The organism is Kribbella sp. NPDC049174 (assembly GCF_043197365.1).
Taxonomy (GTDB): domain Bacteria; phylum Actinomycetota; class Actinomycetes; order Propionibacteriales; family Kribbellaceae; genus Kribbella.
This window is the reverse complement of sequence record NZ_JBICSZ010000001.1, coordinates 1,540,514-1,565,977: the sequence shown is the minus strand read 5'-3', so window position 1 is coordinate 1,565,977 and position 25,464 is coordinate 1,540,514. Positions and strand designations below refer to the sequence as shown.

The following is a 25,464-nucleotide window of genomic DNA, read 5'->3' as shown; positions in this document are numbered from 1 at the left end:
GCCCGGCAGACCATGCACTCGAGCTGGAGGGCCTTCGATGTCGAGACAGGTACTCGTGGCCTATGCCACCAAGATGGGCGCGACCGCGGAGATCGCCGAGGCGATCGGTGCCGAGCTCCGCGAACACGGTCACCACGCCGACGTGCGGAACGTCGCCGGCGTCGAGTCCATCGCTGACTACGACGCGGTGATCCTCGGCAGCTCGATCTACATCCGCCGCTGGCGTCCGGAAGCGGTGCGCTTCCTCCGCAAGCATGCCGACGAGCTCGGCGACCGGCAGGTCTGGCTCTTTCACAGCGGACCCGTCGGACCGGACAAGGACCAGGAACAGGAGCTGCCGGTGAACGTCCGGCGGCTGGCCCGGCGCATCGATGCGCCACCGGTGATGACGTTCGCCGGACGGCTCGAACCCCAGACCGCCAAGGGCTTTCTGGCCCGTCGGCTCGCCCGGGGTGAGCTCGCCGTCGACTCCCGGGACTGGACGCTGATCAAGAACTGGGCAGCGGGCATTGCCGCAACGCTCACGTCGATCGAGGCCGGTTCCTGACCAGGACCCGGCCCTGCGGTGATCGCCGCGATCAGTTCGCCGGCACCGCCGTACCGTTCACACCGGCGGAGAACGGGATACCTCGCCAGCCGGCCGGCGCCGGGCGGACACCGACGACTGCAAGGTCGCCGGCCGGCCCGTCCTTGGCCCAATCGATCGTCAAGGGCCGACCGCCGTACAGGCTCTCCATCGTCGCCGCCCAGTCGGCGAGGACGAGGGCCTCGACGTCGGTGAGGACGTGGCGGCAGCGCTCGTCCGGTCCGGTCGGGACGGTCCTGACGCCACGGGATCCGGCGCACACGACCTTGGTCTCCTTCGTCCCTCGGCGCCGCGCGACCAGCGTGCATGCCGACAGCCCGTCCAGAATCACGTACTCGTCCGGGTTCACCGCGGCACTGTTCGCCGGGTCGCCAAGCCCCCAGATCGCCTTCACCCGGACCAGCCGGGGAGACCTGTTGTCGAGGACCTCCACCGTGCCGGAGGCGGGGAGTTCAGACTCGCCCATCCGCTGCACCTTGACGAACATCGCGGCCGCGAGCTGATCGAGCCCGCACTTCTCCCTCAGCAGGATGGCACGTCCAGCGAACAGGATGGCGAAACACCGCTTGCAGGCGGCCAGCAGCTCCCTGCTGGTCCGCACGTTGAAGAAGATCTCCTGGCGGTCCACGAAGGGCGCCGCTCCGCTCCGGACGACAAGCGGCGTACCGTCGCCACCCAGCTCCCGGTAGGCCGTGGTGATGGCCCGCGCGAGTCCGGCCGGCATCTCCGCGTAGGCGAACGCAGTACGTATCGCCGCTCCCACCGCGAGCAAGTCCGCACCGTGCCGATAACGCCTGAGCTGCCCGGCGATGAACGGCCTGAGCGACGTCGAGCGGATGAACTCCTGGTACGCGTCCACGGTGACGGTGAAGCCGTCCGGGGTCGTGATGCCCAGCGGGCTGAGCTCTCTCACCACCTCGCAACCGCGGGCGTACCCGGCCTTCCCTATTTCGTCGACACCGGCGAAGCGACTCATCTCAAGCTCCTTCATCGCTTCCATTCCATCCGCGCCCCGCCGAGTCCAGCAGGGCCGAAGGTCCCTCCACCACGGCCATTGGCCCTGACCTCACCGTCCCGGCGACGGTCACGGCGGAATCCGTACGGCGGCGCTACCGGTCTGCCGATTTCCGGGATCGTGGGGTCGTGGGCTTCTTCGGACGGGGGATCGAGATGATGGTCCAGCCGGCGGCGAAGATCACGACCAGGAGGACGCGGACCGACTCCGACAAGTCGCCGGTCCAGACCGCGGTACCCAGCACCCAGGGGAAGAACAGGAACCAGACGACGATCTCGGCGAACCACGGCAGGCCCCGGATCGAGCTCGCGAGCGCGTCCAGGCGATCCGTCCGGAGCAGGACGAAGAACGCCACCCACATGCCGACCATCCAGACGAACCAGACCTTCGAGCTCGTCGTGACGCGACGTCTCACACTCGGCCGGCGACTCGGCTCCGGAGCGGTGGTTTTCGACAGGTGCTCAGACATGATGGCCTCCTTCACAGGCCGGTTTCTCTCTTCCGACGGCGTCTGTCGCCGTCGGCTGGTTCAGAGATCGATCTCGTGCTCACGCAGCCGAGCGCGGGCGTCATCGAACTCGTCGCGATCGAGCTCCCCGGCGGCGTACCGGCGCTCGAGGATGTCGAGCGGCGACGGAAGCACCCGCGGCGCCGGCCGACTCTGCCTGATCAGGTGCACCCCAAGGCCGACAGCACCCGCCACCAGAGCAAGCCAGAGCATCAGCGCGAGCACGATCCAGACCACGTCCTGGCCACCCATGTCATGCATCATGCGGACCTCCTCATCCCGTCTTCTCAGGAGGTGTGAACGACGGCGATCGGGCTGGTCGCGTGGTGGAGCACGCCCCGGCTGACCGAGCCGAGCAGCATCGATGTGACCCGGCGGATGCGGCGGCCACCGACAACCAGCAACTGGGCGTCGCCGACCTGTGCGGCGGTGATCACGCCGTCGACCGCGTGGCCACGGCGGACATCGACCTCGACGGTCAGGTCCGGATGCTTCTGTCGCAGTTCGTCCGCAACGGACTCGACGTACCGCTGAGCGTTCTCGGACCACTCACTGCTGATCCCGGCGACGTTCGTGGCATCCCAGCTGTAGATGTTGGGCAGGTCCCAGACGTGCACGATCCGTAGCGGTACGTGCCGCTCCTCGGCAGCCGCGACCGCGAACTCGATCGCCGCGTAGTTCTGACCGGAGTCGTCGATCGCGATGAGGACCGGACCGGCGTGGTCGTCCGGTTTCCATCCGTCCGGTACGACGACCACCGGCACAGTTGCCCGATGGACCACCGCCTCGGAGGTCGAACCGATCAGCAGTCGCTTGAAGGCACCCATGCCCCGCCGTCCCACGACCAGCATGGCGCTCCCCTCGGCGGCCTCGGCAAGTTTGATCGCAGGTGGCCCCACCCGCAGGTCGGCGTCGTGGTCCAACGTGCTGCCTGAGCTGTCGAGGTGCCCCTGGACATCGCCGACCAGGTTCGTCGCCGTGTCGTCGATGACGATCGGCGACCAGTACGGCGTACCTCGGACCGCCTCATCGATGACATGGATCGCACGCAGCGGCCGGTGCCGAAGCTCTGCCTCCTGCAGCGCCCACTCGAGTGCGCCGCTCTCACGCCAGGAACCGTCCACGCCGACGAAGATCAGCCGCTCGGAGGTGTTCATGGTCATGTCCTCTCCCCTTGGTCCCTCACCTCGATCGTTCTGCCGCCGTCGCGACACCGGCAGGGTCCGCGGTCACCACCGGACCTGCCGAAGGACCCGGCTACTCGGGACCGATGCCGCTGCCCCCCGGCAAGACGCCGGGGCAGGCTGATAACGCGACCACTCATGCGTCGCCGCGGCAGGTCGAGAAGGAGTGCTGACAATGAACGGAACCGCTTCACTGCTCCGTGAGTTCGACCGCTGGGACGAGGATCTGAGCAGACTCGAGGACGAGTACGCGGCAGGTGACTGGGCCCAGCGCGAGCGGCTGATGATCACCGCGCAGCGTACGGTCGCCACCTATCGGGGCCGGATTCTCCCCCTGCTGAAGGCAGAGGATGCCCCGGCCGTGACGTATGCGCACGTGGTGACGGATCAGCTCACACATGCGGTCGACCTGCTCGAGGATCTCCAGCGTGAGCTGGTCAAGCCGGGCCAGATCAGCCGGCTGGAGCTACGCATCGACGAGACGCTCGCGGTGATCCGGGTCCTCGGCACGGTCGTCCGCCGCGTCCACGAACTCGACCACGCGAATCAGCCCTGATCCGGGCGCGGAAGGAACCGATATGAGCATCACCAACTCCGTCACCGAGGACGAGGTGGCCATCCTGCTCGCCGCCGCCGGACAGGCACCCTCGATGCACAACGCCCAACCCTGGCGGTTCGAGATCAACGGACCGGTGATCGACGTCCTGCTGGACGCCGAGCGCGCCCTGCCCGCGGCCGATCCGGCCGGCCGGCTGACGCGCGTCGGCCTCGGAGCCGCGGCGTTCAACCTCCGCGTCGCCGCGGCCATGCTCGGCCACGAGACGACGCTGGCGATCGACCCCGACCCGGCCGTACCGGACGTGGTGGTGCGAATCTTCCTGGCCGACCGGAAGGTACCAGTCGCGGGCCTCGGCTCCCTGTACGGCGAACTGGGCCGGCGCTTCACCTATCGCGGCCCGATGGCCGACGTGCCGATCTCGGCCAGGCTGATGCAGCGGCTGACCGACGCGGCGACGGCCGAACGAGCGGACCTGCGGTGGCTCGACGACGAACAGCGCGCAGGCCTCGGATCGATCCTGCGGACCGCCGACGACCGCGACATTCACGAGGAGGACCGGCTGCACGAGCGGCTGCAGTGGATCGGCGGTGACCGCCAGGCCGAAGGTGTTCCAGAATCCGTACTCGGCCCGGTGCCGGCCCGTCCCGCCCCCGTCCGGGACCTGTCTGCGGGCTTCGACCACCCACGCCGCGGTCAGGCTGTCTTCGAGCCGGCGCCGATCATCGCGGTGCTCGGTACGGCGGACGACGACGAGCGAGCCTGGGTACGGACCGGCCTGGCGCTGCAGCGAGTGTTGCTCACGGCAACGTCTTACGACCTGGCGGCGTCGTTCCTCAACCAGGCCGTCGAGTACCCGGACCTCCGCGACCAGGTCCGGACGCTGATCGGCCGCGATACCTGGCCCCAGCTGATCCTCCGCCTCGGCTACCCGGCCGAGGGATCCGGCCTGACCCCCCGCCGGCCGTGGCACGAGACCCTGAACTACCCGCACTGACGCGCCATGATGAACGACTGGAGGATGCGGTTCACCGGGTACGACCCGCTCGACGAGCGTCGACGGGAGGCGCTGTGCACGGTGGGCAACGGCTACTTCGCCACTCGTGGCGCCTGGGCCGGGTCCGTGGCCGGAGACCACCACAGCCCGGGCACCTATCTGGCCGGGTACTACAACCGGCTCACCGACGAGGTTGACGGACGGACCGTCCAGAACGAGAGCCTCGTGAACCTGCCGGACTGGCTGCCACTGACGGTGGCGGTGAACGACGGCCCATGGCTCACGCCGGACAACAGCGACGTACTGGAACACACCGAGGAACTCGACCTCCGGCGCGGCGTACTGACCCGATCCTTCCGCCTGCGGGACGCCGACGGCCGGGTTGTCGCCGGGGTGGAGCGCCGGTTCGCCAGCATGGCCGATCCTCATCTGGCCGGACAGTCCCTGACCGTCACGGCGGAGAACTGGACCGGACAGTTGCGATTGGCAACAACAATCTCCGGCGAGATCCGCAACAGCGGTGTCGAACGCTACCGGAAACTGTCCGGCGACCACCTCACCGACATCGAGACGAATCTGCAGGGCGAGACCCTGCTCGTCGCCGCGACGACCCGGCAGTCCCGCAGCAAGATCGCGGTCGCCAGCCGAACAGTTGCTGGAAGCAACGACAAGTGGCGTGGGAGCAGGTCGGCGAAGTCCGTGTCGAGCGAGCTCGTGGTGACGGTCTCGCCCGGCCGGGCCGTCACCGTGGAGAAGGTGGCGGCCATCTACGGATCGCGGGACGCCGGCATCTCCGAACCCGTCACGGCGGCACTGACCGCACTCGATGCCGCTCCCGGTTTCGACGAGTTGCTCGACGCTCATGTCCTGGCCTGGTCACAGCTGTGGCGCCGGTTCGATGTCGACGTGACAGAACCGGCCGACGGCATGCAGGCCGCCGTACGGCTGAACCTGTTCCATCTGCTGCAGTCCGTCTCACCGCACTGTGCCAACATCGACGCCGGCGTACCTGCCCGCGGCTTGCACGGGGAGGCCTATCGCGGCCACATCTTCTGGGACGAGTTGTTCGTGTTCCCCGTGCTGACGCTGCGCGCACCGGCCTTGACGCGGGCGCTGCTGCTCTATCGACATCGTCGGCTTCCGGCCGCCCGCCGGGCCGCTCGGGAGGCCGGATTCCGCGGTGCGATGTACCCCTGGCAGTCCGGCAGCGACGGTCGCGAGGAGAGCCAGCGACTACACCTCAATCCGTTGTCGGGACGCTGGACCGAGGACGCGACGTTCCGGCAGCGGCATGTCGGCCTGGCCGTTGCCTACACGATGTGGCAGTACGTCGAGACGACCGGCGATCGGGAGTTCCTGGCCGACCACGGGGCCGAAGTGATCATCGAGGTGGCGCGCTTCTTCGCCAGCCTCGCGCGGTACGACAAGGCCCGGGACCGCTATGTGATCCGAGGCGTGGTCGGACCGGACGAGTTCCACACCGGCTACCCGGATCGGCCCGCCGAGGGGATCGACAACAACGCCTACACGAATGTGATGGCCGCCTGGTTGCTGGGCATCGCCGCCCGGGCACTCGAGGCGCTGCCTGTCTGGCGACGGTCCGAACTGACGGAAGCGCTCGGTCTCCAGCCGCAAGAACTGAACCACTGGGACGACCTGACCCGGCGGATGTTCGTACCGTTCCACGACGACGGGGTGATCAGCCAGTTCGAGGGGTACGGCGACCTCGCCGAGCTCGATTGGCCGCACTACCGCGACCGGTACGGCGACATCCGCCGGATGGACCGGATCCTCGAGGCCGAGGGGCACGACGTGACGTCGTACCAGGTCTCGAAGCAAGCCGACGTCCTGATGCTGCTGTACCTGCTGCCCCGGCAGGAACTCCACGACGTGATGCATCGGCTGGGCTACCCGCTGTCCGCCGACATTATCCGCCGGACGGTCGACTACTACCTGACCCGGACCTGCCACGGCTCGTCGTTGAGCGCGATCGTGCATGCCTGGGGCCTCACCTCGCTCGCACCGGACCAGGCGCTCAGCTTCCTCCATGAGGCCGTGCACAGCGACCTCGGCGATGCCGTCCAGACCAGTACCACCGCAGAGGGGATCCACCTCGCCGCGATGGCGGGCAGCGTGGACCTGATCCAGCGCTGCTTCACCGGCCTGTCGGTCTCCCGGGATGTGCTCCGATTCCGCCCACGCTGGCCGTCCGGCCTGGGCGTCCTGCGAATGCCGCTGTGGTACCGCGAGTACCGGCTGACGGTGGAGGTCTCGGCGGCCGGCCTGGTGGTCTCGGTCGACCAGGGATCCGGGCGCGGGGTGACCGTCCGCTGCTACGGCCACACCCGGCTCCTCCGCCCCGGCGAGACCGGAACCTGGCCGGCACCCGGCAGCTGACGGGCGGGCTCAATCCAGCAGTACGTCGATGAGCGGGCGGCGAGCTTCCGCCTGCGGCTCGCGGCCCCAATGCACTCCACGGAATACCCTCCGCGGTTCTGTCGCCGCCGACCCACCGGCGCCGCTCAGCAGTTCGGGTCCGGCCCTGTAGCCACGGTGATCCAGGACCTGCTCTCGATCGTGGTCTACTTCGCCGCTGTGACTCTGCTGGTGACCTGACGCCACCGAGACCGGGACACCCAGGAGGGGAAGTTCAGCGATCAGGTGCCGAAGGTCCCGGTGCACAGGACCGAATGGCCGGTGTGGGCGGCTACGGAGCAGACAGATGCTCAAGGCAGACCGATCTGGAGGTGGCCTCGTGCATCATCAGGACTCGAAGGTCGTGCCGGTGCCATGGGTCCGCCGGCTCATCATCGACACGGGCCGGACCGCCCGCCGGCGACACGCCATCCACGGCCTGATCGAGGTGGATGTGACGGCGGCCCGCGAAGCGTTGCGCGCGCATCGGGCGAAGACCGGTGAGGAACTGTCGTTCACCGCGTGGGTGATCGCCTGCGTGGGACGCGCGGTCGCCGCCGAGCCGGCCGTCCAGGCGTACCGCGACCTCCGTGGCCGGCAGGTGATCTTCCAGCGCGTCGACATCGGCCTCCCCGTCGAAGTCACCCTGGAAGGGTCTCCCTTCGCCTTCACCCATGTCGTCCGCGATGCCGGCGGTCGATCGGTGCGGGAGATTCACCACGAGATCCGCGCGGTCAAGGCCGATCCGAGCCGGAGCCCCTCGGTCCGCAGGGCCAGCTGGGCGCGTGCCTACCTGCTCCTGCCCGCCGTCGTGCGCACGGGGTTGCTCGGCGCACTGCATCGGCTGCCGGACCGCCAGCGAGCGCTGGCCGGGACCGTCGGCATCACCGCGGTCGGCATGTTCGGCGCGGGCGGCGGTTGGGGCATCGGCTTCCAGCTGCACACCCTCAGCATCGTCATCGGCGGCATCACCGCCCGCCCAGCCCTTTGCGCCGGGCAACTGATCGAGCGCGAGTGGCTCCAGCTCACCGTCAGCGTCGACCACGACATCGTCGACGGCGCCCCCGCGGCGCGGTTCGTCCACCGGTTACGCGAGTTGCTGACGGCCGCCGACGGACTACCGCCCGGCCGGACCCGGGACCACGAAGGGGCGTAGGGACCGGGTGGTGTGGACCTTGGACCCTGACCGGACCGGCCTTTTCCTTCCTAGCGTCAGAAGTGGAGTGGAGGGAGGACCATCAGATGGATCTCGCGATCCGGACCCGCCGACTGACCAAGAGGTTCCGCCGGCAACTCGCCCTGACGGAGCTGAATCTGGACGTGCCGCGCGGCATCGTCTTCGGCTACCTCGGTCCCAACGGCGCCGGCAAGACCACCACGATCCGGTTGCTCACCGGGCTGATCCGCCCGACCTCCGGCTCGGCGATGGTCTTCGGCTTCGACGCCGCCGATCAGTACGACGCCCTGCAACGGCGGATCGGCTATCTGCCCGGCGAGTTCGTGCCGTACCCCGATCTCACGGTGACCCAGTACCTGCGCTACTTCGCGCACCTGCGCGGCGGGGTGGACCAGACGATGATCGACGGACTGGCGAAACGGTTCGAGCTCGACCTCACCGCCCGGATCGGTGCCCTGTCGCACGGAAACAAGCAGAAGGTCGGCATCGTCCAGGCATTCATGCACGAGCCAGACCTGCTGGTCCTGGACGAGCCGACCAGTGGACTCGACCCGATCATGCAGCGCGAGTTCCTGGCGCTGCTCCGGGAGTGCAGGGATGCCGGCCGGACCGTCTTCCTGTCGTCGCACATCCTGTCGGAGGTCGAGGCAGTCGCGGACACGGTCGGCATCCTCCGGCGCGGTGAACTCGTCACCACCCAGTCGATCGAAGCTCTCCGGAACCAGGCTCGCCGACGGCTCGACCTCACCTTCGCCGCGGCCGCACCGATCGACGTGATCCGCGGTGTCCCCGGCGTACAGGAAGTCGCCGCTGATGCCCAGACCGCCCACGTGACCGTGACCGGGTCGACCGCGCAACTCGTGACGGCGGTCGCTCCGTACGAGGTGACCAACATCGTCACGCACGAGGCCGACCTGGAATCGGTCTTCCTCGACTACTACCGGGCGCGAGGATGAGCCAGATGTTCCAAACCGTCTTCCTCAAGACACTGCACGATCACCGCCGCGGGCTGTTCGGCTGGTCCGTCGCGATCGCGTTCCTGGTGCTGCTGGAGTGCGCGCTGTGGCCGTCGATCCGGGACGCCCCGGGCCTGCAGGACCTGTACAAGTCCTTCCCCGAGGAGATGCGCACGTTCTTCGATCTCGAGGCGATGACGACCGGCATCGGCTTCCTCAACGCCGAACTCTTCACCCTGCTGCTGCCCGGCATGTTCCTCGTGTACGGCATCAGCCGCGGCGCGAAGGCGATCGCCGGCGAAGAGGAGCAAGGCACCCTCGAGCCGCTCCTCGTCACGCCCGTGTCGGGTGCCCGGATCGTGCTCGACAAGGCGCTCGCCCTGGCCGTCTCCATCGCGACGCTCGGGCTCGTCCTGTTCACCGCGACCCTCCTCGGAAGTCTCGCCTTCGACCTCGGCATCGGCCCGTCCGACGCCGCCGGCGGAGCGATCGCGATGACGCTGCTCGGCATCGAGTACGGCGAACTCGCCCTGGCCGTCGGCGCCCTCACCGGCCGTCGCGCGGTGGCGATCGCCTTCTCGGCCGTGGCCGCGACCGGCGGCTACGTGCTCTACGCGGCCGGCCTGATGCTCGAAGCCGTCGAATCGTGGGCGCCGCTCTCACCCTTCCACCAGGCCTTCACCGGTGGCCCCCTCGGCGCCGGCCTGCCGGCTGCCTACCTCTGGCTCCTCGGCGGCGCCGCCGTCCTGGTCGCCCTCGCCCTGCCGTCTCTCGACGGCCGCGACATCGCGACCAGCCACGGCAGGTGAGCCGGATGAAGGCAGAGCACACCACTTTCTCTGCGCCACATCAACAGTGAGGAGTTCGCGATGGACATCCGGACCGGCACGATCTCGATGCCACTCCAGGCGGGGACGGAGATGCGGGCGCTGGCCCGCTTCCACCGCGACGTCACCTGGACCGGAACGATCGAGGCCGGCGCGCTCGGCCCCGACAGTCCCCCGATGACCGCGACCGGTGGCGGCGTCCACCGGGTGATTCAGGACGGTCTGTGGATCGTCGGGGACTACTGGCAGGACCAGTTCCTTGCCGACGGCATCTTCGTGCTCCGCTGGCACCTGCACTGGGTGGCCGGCTGGGACCCGCAGGCCAAGGAGTACCGCGCCACGATCGCCGACAACTACGGGCACACCGAGATCCTGCGTGGCTGGATCGACGGTGACCTGCTCACCTTCCAGACGATCGGCCGGAAGCCGATCCGGATCCGCCTGGTCTGGCATCTCGTCGACGACACCACGATGACGTGGCGCAACGAGGCCTCCGTCAACGGCGGCCCGTTCCAGCTGGTCGAGCACTACGCGTGCCGCACCCAAGTACTCACCCCCGGCGTAAGCCCAGACGGCCCCGGGTGACCGCGACAAGGATCGCCACCGCGGCCAGGTAGACAGCCAGGATGGCCCAGTCGGGTCGGTCCAGCGCGGACGTGTAGGCGCGGTCATGCGCCATCAGGATGAGGTTGTCCTGGGCGGGCGTGAAGCTCGCGTGAAGCACGATGCACAGCAGCACACTGCTGGTCTTGGCCCACAGGTAGGTGTAGAAGAAGGCAAGGACCATCGGGACCACGAACCCCAACGGACCATAGACGGGAACGTGCCAGATCCCCCAGACGAGGCCGATGATCAGGGTCGCTCGCATCGGGGAGCGGTCCTCGAGAAGATGCGGCAGACCATAACCCCGCCATCCGAGCTCCTCCATGGCTCCACCGAGAACGAGGACGAAGAGGAAGCCGGCGGCGTAGGCGGGCAGCCGATCCACCGCGAGCCGCCACTCGATCGGTTCGCCCGTCAACTGCAGGGCAAGGGACACGACGGCGAACAACAAGATCGGCAGCCCGAGCGCATACGCCCACCATCGCACTCCTACCCGCCAGGCCAGGACAGGTGCGAGCCATGCCCGGATGGAGCCGCCGGTCCAGTACGTCACCAGCCCGGCTGCCGCCATCGGCCCGAAGACACCGGCCAGGAAGGCGACCTTGCCCCCGCCGGCGGCGGCGATGCCCCAGAGCGTCCACGAGATCCCGTAGGCCACGAGGACGAAGGTGGCGAAGGGATGCCTGGTGACCCATCCGGCGATGCGCTCTTGCGTGGCGGTCTCGGTCATTGCACACCTCGGGTCGGGTCGTCGGGCGGTGACTCGTCCTCCCACAGGCTCGGCCTGAGGAAGGTGTGTTCGTCGGCACGGAGAGCGCGAAGCCATCGCGCGGTCAGCCAGATGCTTGCCACGAGCAATGCTGCCGACGGGCCTGCGTCGGGACCGAGGTGCAACGTCTCTCCGGTGACCAGGACGGCCGCGGCTCCCGCCCAGAGGGCCGTGAACAACGTGACGATCTTGATGAGCGCCACCACCGCCAGCGGGCCGCCGACGGGCCGGCCGCGCAGGAGCATCAGTCCCACGGCTGCGATGCACGGAAGTACGACGACGAGGTCGAGCACGAACACCGGATACGGCGCGCCACCGACGCCCTCCGGGTCCGGGGCAGGTCCGCCGGCGGCGTACGGAACGAGCGTCGAGAGCCAGAGCAGCGCGAACAGGACCGCTACGACGAGCAGCATCCAGCCGGTCCCTCGCTCGAGGCGGCGCGAATCGAGCCGTTGCCAGGCCGAACCACGCAGACGGAACAACCCGTTGAGCAGAGCCGCGCCGGCGAGCGACTCGATCGCCACGTACACGAGGAAGACGCGGTTCATCGGGACGCCGGTCAGGTAGATCGCGTAGCTGTACACGACATACGCCAAGAGGCCGAGCCGGGCGAGGTGGTCTCGCGGAGACACGTGGCGGCGACGGACGAGGAGGACCAGCAGGCCGGCGACCAGGATGCTGCAGACGTCCTGGGCCTGGGCGCCCAGCACGGTCGCGGCCGGAAGATCGCGGTACGGCTCGGCAGCGAACAGACCGTACGCCGATGCCGTCACGATGCCCAGAGCAAGCGCGACGCTGGACCACAGCGTCACGGCGGTGCGGCGGACACCCGATTCCAGCGGTCCGCCCACGTGAGTCGAACTAGTCGCGGTCGTTCGCTCGGTGGTCATGGCGTCACGTATCCCTTCTCAATCTCCAAGCTCGCCACTCGTGCCGGATCGGACCAGGGCCCAAGGTCTCCAGTCACTGGGACTGTTCTCAGGTCGTGGGACCTTTGCCCCTGCCTGTGGAGCCGGGCGCCGGTGCATCGTGAAGGTGTGGGCTACGGGAGGAGACGCAATGAGACCCAGACCAGTCGTGGCCGGTGTCGACGGCTCGCCGGCCGCCGAGGCCGCAATCCGATGGGCGACGGCTGAAGCCGCGGCCCGCGGAGCCGAACTGCACCTGATCCAGGCCGTCACGCCGCTGCGCCCCGGGCAGACCGAGAAGACGTCCGAGCACCGCGCGGCCGCTGATCACATCGTCAGCACCGCGATCGCGCTCGCCCGCGAACTCGATCCCGCGGTTGCTGTCGACGGGCGGCTCGAGGACGGTTCCGCGTCGGCCGCGCTCATCAAGGCGTCGGCGGAGGCGGACCTGGTGGTGATCGGCAGCCGCGGCCTCGGGGTGATGCTGGGTGCGCTGATCGGCTCGACCGGCCTGGACCTGGCCGCCAACGCCCGCTGCCCGATCGTCGTCGTACGCCCCGACCTCGGTGGCGAGTCCGGCAGTCACGTGGTGATCGGGTACGACGGCTCGTCCGCCAGCCGGCTCGCGCTCGAGGTCGGCCTGGACTACGCCCACCGGCACGATCTCAAGGTCCGCGTGGTCGCCGCCCAGCCGCCACAGACCGAGCTCCACCGAATCACCCAGGAGGAGCTCCGTGAAGCGGTGCACGACCGCGAACACGGTCAGGACGCCGAACTCGTCCAGATCACCGGCCATCCCGCCGAACACCTGCTTCGCCTGTCCGCCGACGCACGCCTGATCGTGCTCGGGGCGCGCGGACGGGGCGGCTTCAGCGGCATGCTGCTCGGATCGGTCAGCCAGACCGTCCTCCACCACGCCAACTGCCCGGTGGCCGTCATCCCCGCAGCCACGATCGGAGGCTGATCCACGATGACCAACAGCACCATCCCCGTACAGATCGAACCCGCGCGGGTCTGGCGGACGATCCACTGGGGCTTCGTGGCGATGTTCGGCGCGGGCGCCTTCGTCCACGTCGGCCTCGCCATCGGGAGCCCCGACTCCTATCGGCCGTTCGCGGACGAAGCGTTGTTCGGCTGGGTCTACGACGGCTGGCAGAACGTCTTCATGGCGCACCCGACCCTTTGGGCCCTGCTGCTCGGTGCGGCCGAATTCATGATCGCGGTGCTGCTCGTCCGCGCACCCCGCCTCGGCTACGTCGCGGTGGTCGCCTTCCACCTCGCCCTGATGCTGTTCGGCTGGGGTTTCTGGCTCTGGTGCGTACCGGCCCTCGCCTTCGCCGTACCGGCGATGCTCCACGAGTTCCGCACGGCGTCCGCCCCGCCTCCGTACGACGGCTGAGCCGGACGTCAGCTGCTGAGTCGTCGTTGCAGGAGCACCGACGCCAGGCCGAGCATGCCCAGGGTGAACCCGGCGAGCACGGCCAGCTCGGTAGCGATATCGGTGACGTCACCGGCTCGGGACAACACGGTGATCCAGGCGTCCACCGCCCAGGCGTGCGGTGTCGCGTGACCGAGTGTGCGGACACCCTCCGGCACGATCTCCAGCGGCCACATGCATCCGCCGAGCATGGCGAACCCGATGCCCAGCACCGGCCCGATCGCCGACGCCTGGTCCGGGGTCTTGAACGTCGCACCGCTGAGCATGCCGGCTCCGGTGCCGACGAGCGCCCAAGTCGCGATCAGGGCGATCGCAGCGAGCGGATTGCCCCAGCCGACTCCGAACAGCAGTGCTCCGACACCGACGATCAGAACGGACTGCAGCAAGGCGAACGTCAAGTAGCACAGGGCCTCTCCGAGCACCAGGCTTCTGGTCCGGACCGGCGCCGCCCTCGCCCGGCTGTAGATGCCGAGCTGCCGCGTCTGGATGATCGACGCGCCACCGGCCAGGGCGTTGATGAACACGAACAGCACCAGCATCGTCGGGGCGCTGTAACTGAATCCGAGTGGCAGGTAGTCACTTCCGGTCGCAACGTTCTGGCTTGCGACGGTGATGCGTGGCGTGACCCGCTGCAGTGCGGTTGCCGCGGGCAACTGCTCCCGGACAGTGCTTCCGGTCATCCGCGCAGCGAACGCGGCAGCCTGAACCCGTTCGGCATGCCGACCCACAGCAGCCGCAACAGCGGACCGTACGGCGGCTTGCCAGGAGCACGATGAAGAACAGCGCGGTTCGGTCCCTCAGCATTCTGCGCAGTGAGGCACCGGCAACAGCCAACGCGGTCATGTGGCAACCCTCCGACGGCCGACGAGCACGGCGAGTGCTCCGAGCACCGCGGCCAGGCCGAGGATCGCGAGCACAGGACGGACTGCGCTCCCGGCGGCGGCTCCGGTGGCGAGGTCGGTGAAGCCGCGGAGTGCCCACCCATTGGGTGTCAGTAGAGCCAGTCGCCGCAGCGCCTCAGGAGCTTGGCTGATCAGGACGAAGTTGCCGCCGAGCAGCAGCAGCGCGAAGGTGACCATGGTGGCGAAGCCGTCCGCCTGCCGCTCGGTTCGCGACACCGCGACCACGAGGGCGGTCAGTGCGCGCCGCCCGCGGCACGCTTCGGCACAGGGCACAAGGCCTTCAGGCGACTACCCCAATAGTCCCTGTGCCTACGGGTGCCGAACTGGCACTGTGGTGTGTAGGGGGTGCACTCATGTCAGTGAGGTTGGCTGGAGCACGACGTCGGCGGGTCGCATGGGAAATCGCGCTCATCCTCACCGCGATCGCGCTCTACTTCGGGGTCCGGGGCCTGATGGAGACCCGGGTCGACCTCGCGTACCGCAACGCCGAGCGCGTAGTGGACCTTGAACGCTCGGCCGGAGTCTTCGTCGAGCCCGGGCTGCAGGCAGCCATCGCTGACCACGGCTGGCTACCCGAAGCTGTCAGCTACGTGTACATCTACGGTCACTGGCCGGTACTCGCCGTGACCCTGCTGTGGCTCCTGGTACGACACCGCGACGAGTACCCCCGGTTCCGCAACGCCATGTTGATCTCCGGCGCCATCGGACTCGTCATCTTCGCGATGTTCCCGGTCTCACCGCCACGGTTCCTGCCCGAGTACGGCTTCGTCGACACCGTCACCGCGGAGACCTCGGCCTACCGCGTCCTGCAACCGCCCGCGTTCGTGAACCAGTACGCCGCGGTGCCCAGCCTGCACCTCGGCTGGAACCTCCTGATGGGCATCGCCTGGGCCAGCCTCGCCGGCCACTGGATCGGTCGGATGTTCGGCTGGCTGATGCCAGTGGCGATGCTCGCCTCGATCGTCCTGACCGCGAACCACTACCTCGTCGACGGCCTGGCCGGCGGCGCGATCGCCCTGTTCGCCTTGCTGGTGGCAGCCCGGCTGGCCGGACGGCACGCGCGGCCTCCCCGAGCCCGACATCGACAGTTCCCGCCGCCCAGCGCGCCCCTGGCAGCAACCAAGCGCGCGGGGACCAGTTGACCAGGCCACGCCGTCGATCACCCTGATCCGGGTGCGCCCGCGCGTCCACGTCGCGTACATCAAGATGCGGAGACTTGGGCACTGGAGCTATTGTCTGACGCGTCAGGCACCCGGCTGGCTGGAGCCAACCCCTCACTCTCCGCTGTCCCGGGCGCCGGAAGGAGCCCTCCGTGCAGCTGGGTCATGGGCGCATTGCACCGATCTGGCGGATCGCACACGCGATCGTCACCCACCGCATCACCCGCATCACCGCACTGCTGATCGCAGTCGGCCTGTCCCTGTGGAATGTCGACCGCGTGCCTCACACGGCGTTCCTGCCTGCCGTCGTGGGTCTGCTGCCGTTCGCGATCGGAAAGTACGTGCTGTGCCCACTGCGCTGGCACGCGCTGTCCGGCAGCGGCCGCACGCGGCGCTGGCATCTGCGGGCGTACGCGGAGAGTGAGGTTCTCGGCCTCATCTCGCCCTGGCACGCCGGCGCGGACCTGTGGCGGATCCATCGGCTGGAACGCGTCGGCTTACGACGGACAGCCGCGGTCTCGGAGGTCGCACTCGACCGGTTCGTCGGCGCGGTCGGCCTGATTGCCGCGGTCGCGGTCTGCGGGGTGACGATGCCTCCGGCCGTTCTCGCGGTCGCGGCCGGCGCGGCGGCCGTCGTACTCGTGGCGGCTCTGGTCGTGAACCGCCGCAGGCCCAGTCTGGCCCGTCGCTGGCCGTGGCCGTCACCGAAAGTTTTCGCCCTCGGTGTGCTGCTGTCCGTCGGTTACCAGATCACGATCCTCGGGCTGCTGATCGGCGCGATCCACGCCGTCGGCGACTCGGTGTCCGCGATGCAGCTCGTCGCCGTGTTCGGAGCCAGTCAGCTTGCCGGCGTCCTGCCCGGCGTCCACGGTGCGAGCCCACGCGAGGGCGCTCTCGTCGCCGGCCTGGCGTCGATCGGCGTCTCGTGGACCGCCGCATTCGGCGCGGTCGCGCTGACCGCGTTGCTCTACTGGATCCCGGCACTCCTGCTCGGCGGCGGCTGCCTGCTGCTGCGCTGGCGCGGCTGGTTCACCGAGCCGCACCCCGGTACGACGTGAGACCCCGGCTCGTCGTCGCGCATCGGGCCGGGAACGACCTGACCACGCTGCGCGCCGCCTTGGACGCGGGCGCGGACCTGGTCGAGGCCGACATCCACGCGTTCCGGGGGCGCCTGGAAGTACGGCATCTCAAGTCGCTCGGACCATGGTGGCTCTGGGACCACGGCGAGTTCGTCCGCCGCCGCGACACACCGCTGCTCGAGCTGGCCGACGTACTCGCGGCGCTGGACGGTGACCGCCGCCTGCTGCTCGACCTGAAAGGCGTCCACCCACGCCTGGCGAAGAGACTCGCTGCGGCGCTGCCGGACGTCCCAGTCACCATCTGCACGCAGCACTGGTGGATGCTCGATGCCTTCCGGGATCATCCACAGGTACGCCTCGTGCTGTCGGCCGGAAGCCGTCGCGGCGTACGCCGACTGCGGAGACGGCTCCGCACCCGCACGTCGTACGGAGTCTGCGTACACCGCCGCTTGCTCACCCCAGACCTCGTCACCGAGCTCCGCGGCGGCGCCGACTTCGTGTTCACCTGGCCCGTCGACACCGAAGACGCACTCCACCACGCAAACCACCTCGGCGTCGACGCCCTCATCGGCAAAGACCTGGCCCTGTTCGCTCGACCGAACTCGTCAAGCGAATCCCCGCTCTGACCGCTGTTCGGGTGGGCCTCAGCGCCTTGGACTCGGGCCTTAGGACCCTCGTTCAGACCTGACGAATGCCCGCACCAAACCGAGGACCTCCGGCCCTGTCTGGCGATCTCCCCGCAGCACAGGCTGGGAGTGAATCGGCGGTGGAGGTGGCACACCATGAAGCGCGTCGAAACCCGTCCACGGATCCTCCGGGCGAGCCTGGTGTTCGTTGCCGGATGTCTCGTGCTCGGAGTCGGGGTGGGCCTCGGTCCGCCGTACCTGGCGAAGGTTGGCTTCGATCTCGTCACCGTCATCGGTCTCGCCGTCCTGGTAGCCGGTCAGGTGCTGATCGCTGTCAGCGGGGTGGCCCTGTTGCGTGTCGCCCGGAGCTGGCGCCGGATCCCGCTGGTACCGGCCCTGCTGGCTGTCGTCGCCATCGCGGTCGTGTCGATCGGTCCGGCGGTTGCGGCCACCAACGTGCCACCGACAACGGTCGGCTCGACCACGCCGGCAGGCCGCGGCCTGGCGTTCGAAGAAGTCGCGTTTCCAACGGCTGACGGGGTCGCTCTCGCGGGCTGGTACATCCCCTCGGGCAACCATGCAGCCGTTGTCCTGCTCCACGGGGCGGGCTCGACTCGCTCGAGTGTCCTCGACCACGCTGTCGTGCTGGCACGGCACGGGTACGGCGTACTGCTCTTCGACGCGCGCGGTCACGGTCGCAGCGACGGACGCGCCATGGACTTCGGTTGGTACGGCGACGAAGACGTCGCCGCGGCGGTGTCGTTCCTTCAGACGCGACCGGACGTCGACGACGAGCTGATTGCGGCGGTCGGATTGTCGATGGGCGGCGAGGAGGTCATCGGTGCCGCGGCGGGCGACCGAAGGATCCGCGCCGTCGTTGCCGAAGGCGCCACCCACCGAGTCACCGCCGACCGGGCGTGGCTGTCCGACGAGTTCGGCTGGCGCGGCACTCTTCAGGAGGGTCTGGACTGGCTCACCTACGGCATCACCGACCTCCTCACGGCCGCGGATCAACCACCGGCGTTGCGCGCTGCCGTGGCTGCGACCGCGCCACGAGAAGTGCTGCTCATCGCCGCCGGCGACCGTGCCGACGAAGGAAGCGCGGGCCGCTACATCCAGTCCGCGTCAACCAGCAGCGTCGACCTGTGGATCGTCCCAGGCACGGGACACACCGACGCCCTCCAAACCCACCCGCACGAGTGGGAACAGCGCGTCACCACATTCCTCGCGACCGCACTCCACCTCGAAGCAAACAAGGTCTCGCCATGACCGCGCCGCGGTCTACGCGATCCAAGTCAGCGGTGTCAGCCCAGGTCGGACCAGAGGTCCCTAGTTGACGTGGTCGTCCGGCGATAGGCGTGGGTCGAACGCCTCTCACGTGTTCACCGGCGTCGGCGAAGAGTGGATTCAGAGGTTCTGGCCGTCAGGACCCAACTGCTTGGCGAGGTGAGGAAGATGACGGCAGCAATCGCGACGTCCGGGCTGATCAAGAACTTCGGCTCGACGCAGGCCCTCGACCAGTTGGAGCTGAGCGTCGCACCCGGGGAGATCCATGGTTTCCTGGGCCCCAACGGCGCCGGCAAGACCACCACGATCCGGATTCTGCTGGGACTACTCCGACGCGACGGCGGCGAGGTCAGTGTGCTGGGCGGCGATCCTTGGCGTGAAGCTGTGCGTCTCCACCACCGCTTGGCCTATGTGCCCGGCGAGGTCAACCTGTGGCCCAATCTCACCGGCGGTGAGGTGATCGACCTGCTGGGTTCGCTCCGCGGCGGCTACAACCGCTCGCGACGCGCCGACCTGCTGGATCGCTTCGCGCTGGACCCGACCAAGCGCTGCCGTGCCTACTCCAAGGGCAACCGGCAGAAGGTGGCGCTGGTCGCGGCGTTCGCGTCCGATGTCGAGCTGTACCTGCTCGACGAGCCCACGTCAGGTCTGGATCCGTTGATGGAGACGGTGTTCCAGGACGTGGTGCGGGAACGGCGTGAGGCGGGCAGCACCGTGTTGCTGTCCAGCCACATCCTGTCCGAGGTGGAGGCATTGTGCGACCGGGTGACCATCGTGCGCGCCGGTCGGGCAGCCGAATCGGGCACGTTCGACCAGTTGCGGCATCTGACGCGTACGAGCGTCGTCGTGGAGACCTCCCGGCCGATCGACGGGATCGATCACGTGCCCGGTGTGCACGACGTCGACCTCAACGGTTCGCTGACGAAGTTCAGCGTGGATCAGAGCGAGCTCAACAGTGTGCTGGAGCGCCTGGTGTCGTTCGGCGTACGTAGCCTCGTCAGCTCCCCACCCACTCTGGAGGAACTGTTCCTGCGTCATTACGGCGACGACGTGACCTCGGGGCGCACGGACCTGGCTGGTGTCCGATGAACGCGCTGAGCGGCACCGCCGCCCTGACCCGCCTCGCCTTGCGTCGCGACCGATTCAGCCTCCCGGCCTGGATCCTCGGACTGACCGCCTTCGCCGCCGCTACCACCGCTCTGTGGGCCAATGACTTCCGCAACCCGACCGCCGATCTGGTCCAGGAGACACATATCACCGCAACCAATCCCGGGATACGAATGCTGGGGCTGGCGTCAGGACCCACCGTCGGCGCGTACGCCATGGTCCGCGACTACCTCCTGCTGGCAGTCCTCGCCGCCTTGATGAGCATCTTCGCTGTGGTGCGGCACACCCGGCAGAGCGAGGAAACGGGCCGCGCAGAGCTGATCGGTGCCGCGGTCGTGGGTCGCTTCGCCAGTCTTGCGGCCACCTTGATCGTGACTGTGGTCGCCAACGCCGTACTGGCGGTCCTGCTGGGCCTGGGACTGATGGCCGCCGGGCAGCCGGCCGGCGGCTCGCTCACTGCCGGGGCCGCAGTCGCCGCGGTAGGAATCAGTTTCGCCGGGGTGGCTGCTGTCACCACTCAACTTGCTTCGAGCACCCGCGCCGCCAGCGGTCTCGCTGCCGCCGTCCTCGGAATCGCCTTCCTGACCAGCGGGATCGGCAACATGGCCGGAAACGCCGATCCCAGCGGCCTGCGGGTGAACAGCGCGTGGCCGGCTTGGCTGTCTCCGATCGGCTGGGGCCAGCAGATGCGGCCATTCGGCGGCAACCACTGGTGGCCGCTCGCTCTGGTGGCCGCCCTGGTCATTGCCTGCGTCGGCACGGCGGTCATGCTGGCCGCACGGCGCGACTTCGGGCAGGGACTGCTGCCGCAACGTCCCGGTCACGCGCGGGCCGGTCGAGTCCTGCGGGGCCCGTTCGGTTTGGCCTGGCGGCTCCAGCGTGGCGCATTCATCGGCTGGGCTGTGGGCATGCTGGGCTTCGGCTTCGTCATGGGTGGCCTGATCGGACAAGTCAAGAACTCCACGGGTGCGGCCCGCGACTGGTACACGCAGATGGGCGGTAGCGAGCAGATCCTCGATGCCTACCGCGCCTCCGTCCTGCAGATGGCGGGAATGGCCGCGGCGATCTACGCCGTACAAGTGCTGCTGCGGATGCGCGCCGAGGAGGCCGACGGACCGCTGGAGCAGATCCTCTCGACCGCGGTCAGCCGGTTCCGATGGGCCGCCGGTCACGCTGCCACTGCGGTGCTCGGCTCCGCCGCCTTGCTTCTGCTCTTCGCCATCGGCACCGGAATCGCCGCGGGCGGGGTGCTCGGCGACCGCGGCGGGCAGGTGCGCGTTCTGCTCGGCGCCGCCCTCGTACAACTGCCTGCAATCCTGGTGGTCAGCGCTGTCGTGATCGCCGCAGTCGGACTGACGCCCCGCTTCGCCGGCCCTGTGTCCTGGGCGCTGCTCCTGGGGTTCATCCTGATCGGCCCGCTGTTCGGCCCCAACCTCAAACTGCCGCAGTGGCTGCAGGATGTTTCGCCGTTCACCCACATCCCCAAGGCCCCAGCAGTTCCCGTCACGGCCGCCCCGGTCCTCGCGCTGACCACAGCCTTCACGGTCCTCGCGCTGGCCGGCCTGATCTCACTCCGCCACCGCAACCTCACCCTCCCGGCCTGATCACATGTCCAGGACGGTTCGCGCGCGAACGTAGATGATGGCCGGAGCGATGCCCGTGGCAGTACGGGCGGCGACGCTCGGAGCCTGCCGTCGGCGCCGCGACTCGTGACCGCTACGTCGTCGGCGGCCTCAGCCGGCCGTAGGTGAAGTACGCAATCGGCACCGCACCGGCCGAGTTGATCAGCATGATGGCGAGAGCCCAGCCCCACTTGGGTCCTCTGACCTCAGCAGCCGGCCGACGCACCAGATCGGCCAGAGCGGCGATCTTCAGCGCACCGTCAACAGCACCACCCACGACGATCAGGCGGCGCCTGCGAGGACTGAGCTCGTCCCACTTCATCCTGGCCACGCCTACACCATGCGCCCCGTCCGGCTCCCGCTGCAAGGGCCGAAGCCCCACACGTTGCCGGCAGCAACCAGAGCCGGGACCACCAGGTGATCGCACCCCCACGACCCCGAGGGTGGGACCTACCGGCCCTGGTTCGACGGACTTTCGGCCCTGGTTGCTTCGGGGTCGCGGGCCGCAGGGTTGAAGCACATGTGACGAGACCCGAGGAGCGCAGATGCGGCAGATCACCGACAAGCCACTGACGGACGACGAGGTGCGGGCGCTGGATGCCTACTGGCGGGCTGCCAACTACCTGTCCGTCGGCCAGATCTATCTGCTGCGCAACGCCCTCCTGACCGAACCGCTGCGGGCCGAGCACGTCAAGCCGAGGTTGCTGGGCCACTGGGGCACCACGCCCGGGCTGAACATGCTGTACGCGCACCTCAACCGCGCGATCAAGCAGCGAGACCTCAACATGATGTACGTGATCGGCCCCGGCCACGGCGGCCCGGCCATCGCCGCGAACACGTGGCTGGAAGGCAGTTACAGCGAGACCTATCCCGACGTACCGCGCGACGAGCACGGCATGAACCATCTGTTCCGCCAGTTCTCGTTCCCCGGTGGCATCCCGAGCCATGTGGCTCCTGAACTGCCCGGTTCGATCCACGAAGGTGGCGAGCTCGGCTACTCGCTCAGCCACGCGTACGGCGCCGTACTGGACAACCCGGATCTGGTCGTCGCCTGTGTCGTCGGTGACGGTGAGGCCGAGACCGGCCCTCTCGCCGCATCATGGCACTCCAACAAGTTCATCGACCCGCGCACCGACGGCGCGGTGCTGCCGATCCTGCACCTGAACGGCTACAAGATCGCCAACCCGACGATCCTGGCGCGGATCGGCGACGACGAGCTCACCAGTCTCCTGGAGGGCTACGGCTACCAGCCCTATCTCGTCGACGGCGACGATCCCGAACTGGTCCACCAGAGCCTCGCCGCTACCATCGACCGCGTCCTCGACGAGATCGCGGACATCCAATCCGAGGCCAAGGCTGATCCGTCCGCGTCGCGTCGTGCGTGGCCGATGATCGTACTTCGTACGCCGAAGGGCTGGACCGGGCCGCGAGAGGTCGACGGTGTCCTGATCGAGGGGACCTGGCGAGCTCACCAGGTCCCGTTGTCCGGCGTACGAACGTCACCGGAGCACCTCGCACTGTTGGAGGAATGGCTGCGCGGCTACCGACCGGAGGAGCTGTTCGACGACGCCGGGCGGCCGGTGCCGCTACTGCTGGACCAGGTACCAGACGGCGACCGGCGGATGGGGTCGAATCCGCATGCCAACGGCGGGATCCTCTCCCGCGGGCTGGAGCTCCCCGACCTTTCGGAGTACGCCGTCGACGTACCGGCGCCCGGCAGCGTCAAGCACGAGCCGACCAGGGTGCTCGGGACCTTCCTGCGGGACGTGATGCAGGCCAACGAGCAGGAACGGAACTTCCGGGTCTTCGGACCCGACGAGACCGCCTCCAACCGGCTGGACGCGCTGTACGACGTGACGAACAAGGCGTGGAACGCGGAGGTACTGCCGACCGACGAACACCTCGCGGTGGACGGCCGGGTGATGGAGATCCTGAGCGAGCACACCTGCCAGGGCTGGCTCGAGGGATATCTGCTGACCGGCCGGCACGGCTGGTTCTCATGTTACGAGGCCTTCGTGCACCTGGTCGACTCGATGGTCAACCAGCACGCCAAGTGGCTGAAGGTCACCCGTCAACTGCCCTGGCGCCGACCGATCTCCTCCCTGAACTACCTGCTCACGTCGCACGGCGCACTGCCTGGCCAGCCGCGACTACATCAACGTGATCGTGGCCGGAAAGAACCCGCAGGAGGACTGGCTCGACCTCGAGGCGGCCGAACTGCACTGCGCCCGCGGCCTCGGTGTGTGGAGCTGGGCGAGCAACGACGAGGGCGATCCCGACGTGGTGCTGGCCTGCGCCGGCGACGTACCGACGCTGGAGACGCTGGCCGCGGTCAGCCTGCTCCGGGAACACCTGCCCTCGTTGCGGATCCGTGTGGTCAACGTGGTCGACCTGATGCGACTGCAGCCGGCCTCGGAACACCCGCACGGGTTGACCGACGCCGAGTTCGACGCCCTCTTCACCGAGGACAAGCCGATCATCTTCGCGTACCACGGCTATCCGTGGCTGATCCACCGGTTGACCTACCGGCGGCACAACCACGACAACCTGCATGTCCGCGGCTACAAGGAGGAGGGCACGACCACCACACCCTTCGACATGGTCGTCCGCAACGATCTCGACCGGTTCCACCTCGCCATCGACGTGATCGACCGGGTGCCCGGACTCGGGCAGCGCGCAGTGGCGGTCCGCCAGTGGCTCATCGACCAGCGAACCCGCCACCACGCCTACATCCTCGAGCACGGCGACGACCTGCCTGAGGTCCGTGACTGGCACTGGCCGCTGCAGGAAGGGACATCGTCATGACGAGTTCAGGAACCCCGATCATCGTCGTCGGGTACGACGGTTCGCCGGCCAGCGAGACGGCTGGCCACTGGGCGGCCATCGAGGCGGGACGCAGGCACGCCAAGGTCCGCCTGGTGCACGTGCTCTCGGTCCCGTTGTCCGGACCGATCGGCGTCTCCCTGCAGACCGAATCACTGCGCCAGGCGGCCCAGCGGTTGCTCGACCAGACGTGTGCACACATGCGTGCGGAGCATCCCGGCCTGGAGATCGAGGGGGTGCTGCAGTTCGGCGGCGCCGCTCCAGCTTTGTTGCAGGAGGCAACCGATGCGGTACTGACGGTGGTCGGTTCGCGTGGGCTGGGCGAGTTCCGCGACCTGGCTGTCGGTTCGGTGTCAGCACATGTCGCGACCCATGCGCCCTGCCCGGTTGTGGTCATCCCGCCCCGATGGAGGTCCGAGGGAGCCGACGGAATCGTCGTCGGAGTCGACGGCTCCCCCACCTCGTCGGCGGCGATCGACTTCGCCTTCGCGCAGGCGCAGGCCCGGAACACCACACTCACCGCCGTGCTGGCCTGGCACGATCCCGTTCGCACCGGACCGGGCGACATGCTCCCACTCGTCTACGACCTCGATGCTCTGGAACAGCAGGCCGCCACAGTCCTCGCGGAGTCGATCGCGGGTCGCTCCGAGACGTACCCCGACGTCCTCGTGAAACAGGAACTGGTCCGCGGACACGCCGACGACGTACTCATCGACACCGGACGGACGGCCGAGTTGCTGGTCGTCGGCTCGCGTGGGCGGGGCGCGTTCCGCGGACTGCTGCTCGGTTCCACCAGCCGGTCGCTGGTGCACTACGCGCCCTGCCCGGTGGCGGTTGTGCGTTGACACCACCACCCCATCGCCTCGACCTGCGGCGAGTTCAGGATGAAGGAGCTCAGGGGTTGTCGTCGGGACTCGCG

The 25,464-nt window shown here is 68.6% G+C and carries 27 protein-coding genes and 1 pseudogene; 19 read left to right on the top strand and 9 right to left on the bottom strand.

What is annotated here, in order from left to right:
• Nucleotides 1-37: 37 nt before the first annotated feature.
• The gene (locus tag ACGFIF_RS07360; RefSeq protein WP_393152416.1) at nucleotides 38-547 is read left to right on the top strand and encodes a flavodoxin domain-containing protein; all 510 of its coding nucleotides are present in this window, start codon (nucleotides 38-40) and stop codon (nucleotides 545-547) included.
• A gap of 31 nt (nucleotides 548-578) precedes the next feature.
• On the opposite strand, the gene ACGFIF_RS07355 is transcribed toward ACGFIF_RS07360, so the two are convergent.
• The 4 genes from ACGFIF_RS07355 to ACGFIF_RS07340 all read right to left on the bottom strand — a co-directional run bounded on the left by ACGFIF_RS07355 (nucleotide 579) and on the right by ACGFIF_RS07340 (nucleotide 3,272).
• Nucleotides 579-1,562: a PEP/pyruvate-binding domain-containing protein gene (locus ACGFIF_RS07355; RefSeq protein WP_393152414.1), complete on the bottom strand. Its 984-nt coding sequence runs from the start codon at nucleotides 1,560-1,562 to the stop codon at nucleotides 579-581.
• A gap of 133 nt (nucleotides 1,563-1,695) precedes the next feature.
• Nucleotides 1,696-2,070 (bottom strand): hypothetical protein, encoded by a 375-nt coding sequence (locus tag ACGFIF_RS07350; RefSeq protein WP_393152412.1) that lies wholly within the window; start codon nucleotides 2,068-2,070, stop codon nucleotides 1,696-1,698.
• A 60-nt stretch (nucleotides 2,071-2,130) separates the two neighbouring features.
• Nucleotides 2,131-2,373 carry an SHOCT domain-containing protein gene (locus tag ACGFIF_RS07345; RefSeq protein WP_393152410.1) on the bottom strand — a complete coding sequence of 81 codons (243 nt, stop codon included), beginning with the start codon at nucleotides 2,371-2,373 and terminating at the stop codon, nucleotides 2,131-2,133.
• A 23-nt stretch (nucleotides 2,374-2,396) separates the two neighbouring features.
• The gene (locus ACGFIF_RS07340) at nucleotides 2,397-3,272 is read right to left on the bottom strand and encodes a universal stress protein (RefSeq protein WP_393152408.1); all 876 of its coding nucleotides are present in this window, start codon (nucleotides 3,270-3,272) and stop codon (nucleotides 2,397-2,399) included.
• A gap of 196 nt (nucleotides 3,273-3,468) precedes the next feature.
• On the opposite strand from ACGFIF_RS07340, the gene ACGFIF_RS07335 reads away from it, so the two are divergent.
• From ACGFIF_RS07335 to ACGFIF_RS07305, 7 genes are all read left to right on the top strand, one after another.
• Nucleotides 3,469-3,849, top strand: a complete 381-nt coding sequence (locus ACGFIF_RS07335; protein WP_393152406.1) for a hypothetical protein — start codon at nucleotides 3,469-3,471, stop codon at nucleotides 3,847-3,849.
• A gap of 22 nt (nucleotides 3,850-3,871) precedes the next feature.
• Nucleotides 3,872-4,846: an Acg family FMN-binding oxidoreductase gene (locus tag ACGFIF_RS07330; protein WP_393152404.1), complete on the top strand. Its 975-nt coding sequence runs from the start codon at nucleotides 3,872-3,874 to the stop codon at nucleotides 4,844-4,846.
• A 6-nt stretch (nucleotides 4,847-4,852) separates the two neighbouring features.
• Nucleotides 4,853-7,243 (top strand): glycoside hydrolase family 65 protein, encoded by a 2,391-nt coding sequence (locus ACGFIF_RS07325; protein WP_393152402.1) that lies wholly within the window; start codon nucleotides 4,853-4,855, stop codon nucleotides 7,241-7,243.
• Nucleotides 7,244-7,601: 358 nt separating this feature from the next.
• Nucleotides 7,602-8,417, top strand: a complete 816-nt coding sequence (locus ACGFIF_RS07320) for a 2-oxo acid dehydrogenase subunit E2 (protein ID WP_393152400.1) — start codon at nucleotides 7,602-7,604, stop codon at nucleotides 8,415-8,417.
• Nucleotides 8,418-8,503: 86 nt separating this feature from the next.
• On the top strand, nucleotides 8,504-9,394 hold the full coding sequence (locus tag ACGFIF_RS07315; RefSeq protein ID WP_393152398.1) for an ABC transporter ATP-binding protein: 891 nt from the start codon (nucleotides 8,504-8,506) through the stop codon (nucleotides 9,392-9,394).
• 5 nt (nucleotides 9,395-9,399) lie between these two features.
• Nucleotides 9,400-10,203: an ABC transporter permease gene (locus tag ACGFIF_RS07310; RefSeq protein ID WP_393152396.1), complete on the top strand. Its 804-nt coding sequence runs from the start codon at nucleotides 9,400-9,402 to the stop codon at nucleotides 10,201-10,203.
• A 60-nt stretch (nucleotides 10,204-10,263) separates the two neighbouring features.
• Nucleotides 10,264-10,806 (top strand): DUF1579 family protein, encoded by a 543-nt coding sequence (locus ACGFIF_RS07305; RefSeq protein WP_393152394.1) that lies wholly within the window; start codon nucleotides 10,264-10,266, stop codon nucleotides 10,804-10,806.
• Here ACGFIF_RS07305 and ACGFIF_RS07300 read toward each other — a convergent pair.
• Nucleotides 10,772-11,554 carry a CPBP family intramembrane glutamic endopeptidase gene (locus ACGFIF_RS07300; protein WP_393152392.1) on the bottom strand — a complete coding sequence of 261 codons (783 nt, stop codon included), beginning with the start codon at nucleotides 11,552-11,554 and terminating at the stop codon, nucleotides 10,772-10,774. The two genes, ACGFIF_RS07305 and ACGFIF_RS07300, sit on opposite strands and share 35 nt — an antisense overlap.
• Nucleotides 11,551-12,483, bottom strand: coding sequence for a hypothetical protein (locus ACGFIF_RS07295; RefSeq protein ID WP_393152390.1), 933 nt, complete (start codon nucleotides 12,481-12,483; stop codon nucleotides 11,551-11,553). Before ACGFIF_RS07295 ends, ACGFIF_RS07300 begins: the two co-directional genes overlap by 4 nt.
• A gap of 169 nt (nucleotides 12,484-12,652) precedes the next feature.
• On the opposite strand from ACGFIF_RS07295, the gene ACGFIF_RS07290 reads away from it, so the two are divergent.
• Entirely contained in the window at nucleotides 12,653-13,465 is an 813-nt protein-coding gene (locus ACGFIF_RS07290; RefSeq protein WP_393152388.1) for a universal stress protein, read from the top strand.
• A 6-nt stretch (nucleotides 13,466-13,471) separates the two neighbouring features.
• Nucleotides 13,472-13,900: a hypothetical protein gene (locus ACGFIF_RS07285; protein ID WP_393152386.1), complete on the top strand. Its 429-nt coding sequence runs from the start codon at nucleotides 13,472-13,474 to the stop codon at nucleotides 13,898-13,900.
• Nucleotides 13,901-13,908: 8 nt separating this feature from the next.
• On the opposite strand, the gene ACGFIF_RS07280 is transcribed toward ACGFIF_RS07285, so the two are convergent.
• Entirely contained in the window at nucleotides 13,909-14,619 is a 711-nt protein-coding gene (locus tag ACGFIF_RS07280; RefSeq protein WP_393152384.1) for an ABC transporter permease, read from the bottom strand.
• Between the two features lie 159 nt (nucleotides 14,620-14,778).
• A complete protein-coding gene (locus ACGFIF_RS07275; protein ID WP_393152382.1) occupies nucleotides 14,779-15,057 on the bottom strand; it encodes a hypothetical protein in 279 nt (92 codons plus the stop codon).
• A gap of 137 nt (nucleotides 15,058-15,194) precedes the next feature.
• On the opposite strand from ACGFIF_RS07275, the gene ACGFIF_RS07270 reads away from it, so the two are divergent.
• The 6 genes from ACGFIF_RS07270 (at nucleotide 15,195) to ACGFIF_RS07245 (ending at nucleotide 21,704) form a co-directional block, all read left to right on the top strand.
• Nucleotides 15,195-15,983 (top strand): phosphatase PAP2 family protein, encoded by a 789-nt coding sequence (locus ACGFIF_RS07270; protein ID WP_393152380.1) that lies wholly within the window; start codon nucleotides 15,195-15,197, stop codon nucleotides 15,981-15,983.
• A gap of 170 nt (nucleotides 15,984-16,153) precedes the next feature.
• The gene (locus ACGFIF_RS07265) at nucleotides 16,154-17,059 is read left to right on the top strand and encodes a lysylphosphatidylglycerol synthase domain-containing protein (protein ID WP_393152378.1); all 906 of its coding nucleotides are present in this window, start codon (nucleotides 16,154-16,156) and stop codon (nucleotides 17,057-17,059) included.
• Nucleotides 17,056-17,706, top strand: coding sequence for a glycerophosphodiester phosphodiesterase (locus ACGFIF_RS07260; protein ID WP_393152376.1), 651 nt, complete (start codon nucleotides 17,056-17,058; stop codon nucleotides 17,704-17,706). The genes ACGFIF_RS07265 and ACGFIF_RS07260 overlap by 4 nt, the downstream gene beginning before the upstream one ends.
• Before the next feature lie 156 nt (nucleotides 17,707-17,862).
• A complete protein-coding gene (locus ACGFIF_RS07255; protein ID WP_393152374.1) occupies nucleotides 17,863-18,975 on the top strand; it encodes an alpha/beta hydrolase in 1,113 nt (370 codons plus the stop codon).
• Nucleotides 18,976-19,161: 186 nt separating this feature from the next.
• A complete protein-coding gene (locus ACGFIF_RS07250; protein ID WP_393152372.1) occupies nucleotides 19,162-20,082 on the top strand; it encodes an ATP-binding cassette domain-containing protein in 921 nt (306 codons plus the stop codon).
• On the top strand, nucleotides 20,079-21,704 hold the full coding sequence (locus ACGFIF_RS07245; protein ID WP_393152370.1) for an ABC transporter permease: 1,626 nt from the start codon (nucleotides 20,079-20,081) through the stop codon (nucleotides 21,702-21,704). The genes ACGFIF_RS07250 and ACGFIF_RS07245 overlap by 4 nt, the downstream gene beginning before the upstream one ends.
• Before the next feature lie 112 nt (nucleotides 21,705-21,816).
• On the opposite strand, the gene ACGFIF_RS07240 is transcribed toward ACGFIF_RS07245, so the two are convergent.
• Entirely contained in the window at nucleotides 21,817-22,053 is a 237-nt protein-coding gene (locus ACGFIF_RS07240) for a hypothetical protein (protein WP_393152368.1), read from the bottom strand.
• A gap of 214 nt (nucleotides 22,054-22,267) precedes the next feature.
• On the opposite strand from ACGFIF_RS07240, the pseudogene ACGFIF_RS07235 reads away from it, so the two are divergent.
• The 3 genes and pseudogenes from ACGFIF_RS07235 to ACGFIF_RS07225 form a co-directional block, all read left to right on the top strand.
• Nucleotides 22,268-23,788: pseudogene (locus tag ACGFIF_RS07235) on the top strand (phosphoketolase); the annotation flags it as partial.
• 94 nt (nucleotides 23,789-23,882) lie between these two features.
• Nucleotides 23,883-24,527: a hypothetical protein gene (locus ACGFIF_RS07230; protein WP_393153673.1), complete on the top strand. Its 645-nt coding sequence runs from the start codon at nucleotides 23,883-23,885 to the stop codon at nucleotides 24,525-24,527.
• Nucleotides 24,524-25,390, top strand: a complete 867-nt coding sequence (locus ACGFIF_RS07225) for a universal stress protein (RefSeq protein WP_393152364.1) — start codon at nucleotides 24,524-24,526, stop codon at nucleotides 25,388-25,390. Before ACGFIF_RS07230 ends, ACGFIF_RS07225 begins: the two co-directional genes overlap by 4 nt.
• The last annotated feature ends 74 nt before the right edge of the window (nucleotides 25,391-25,464 follow it).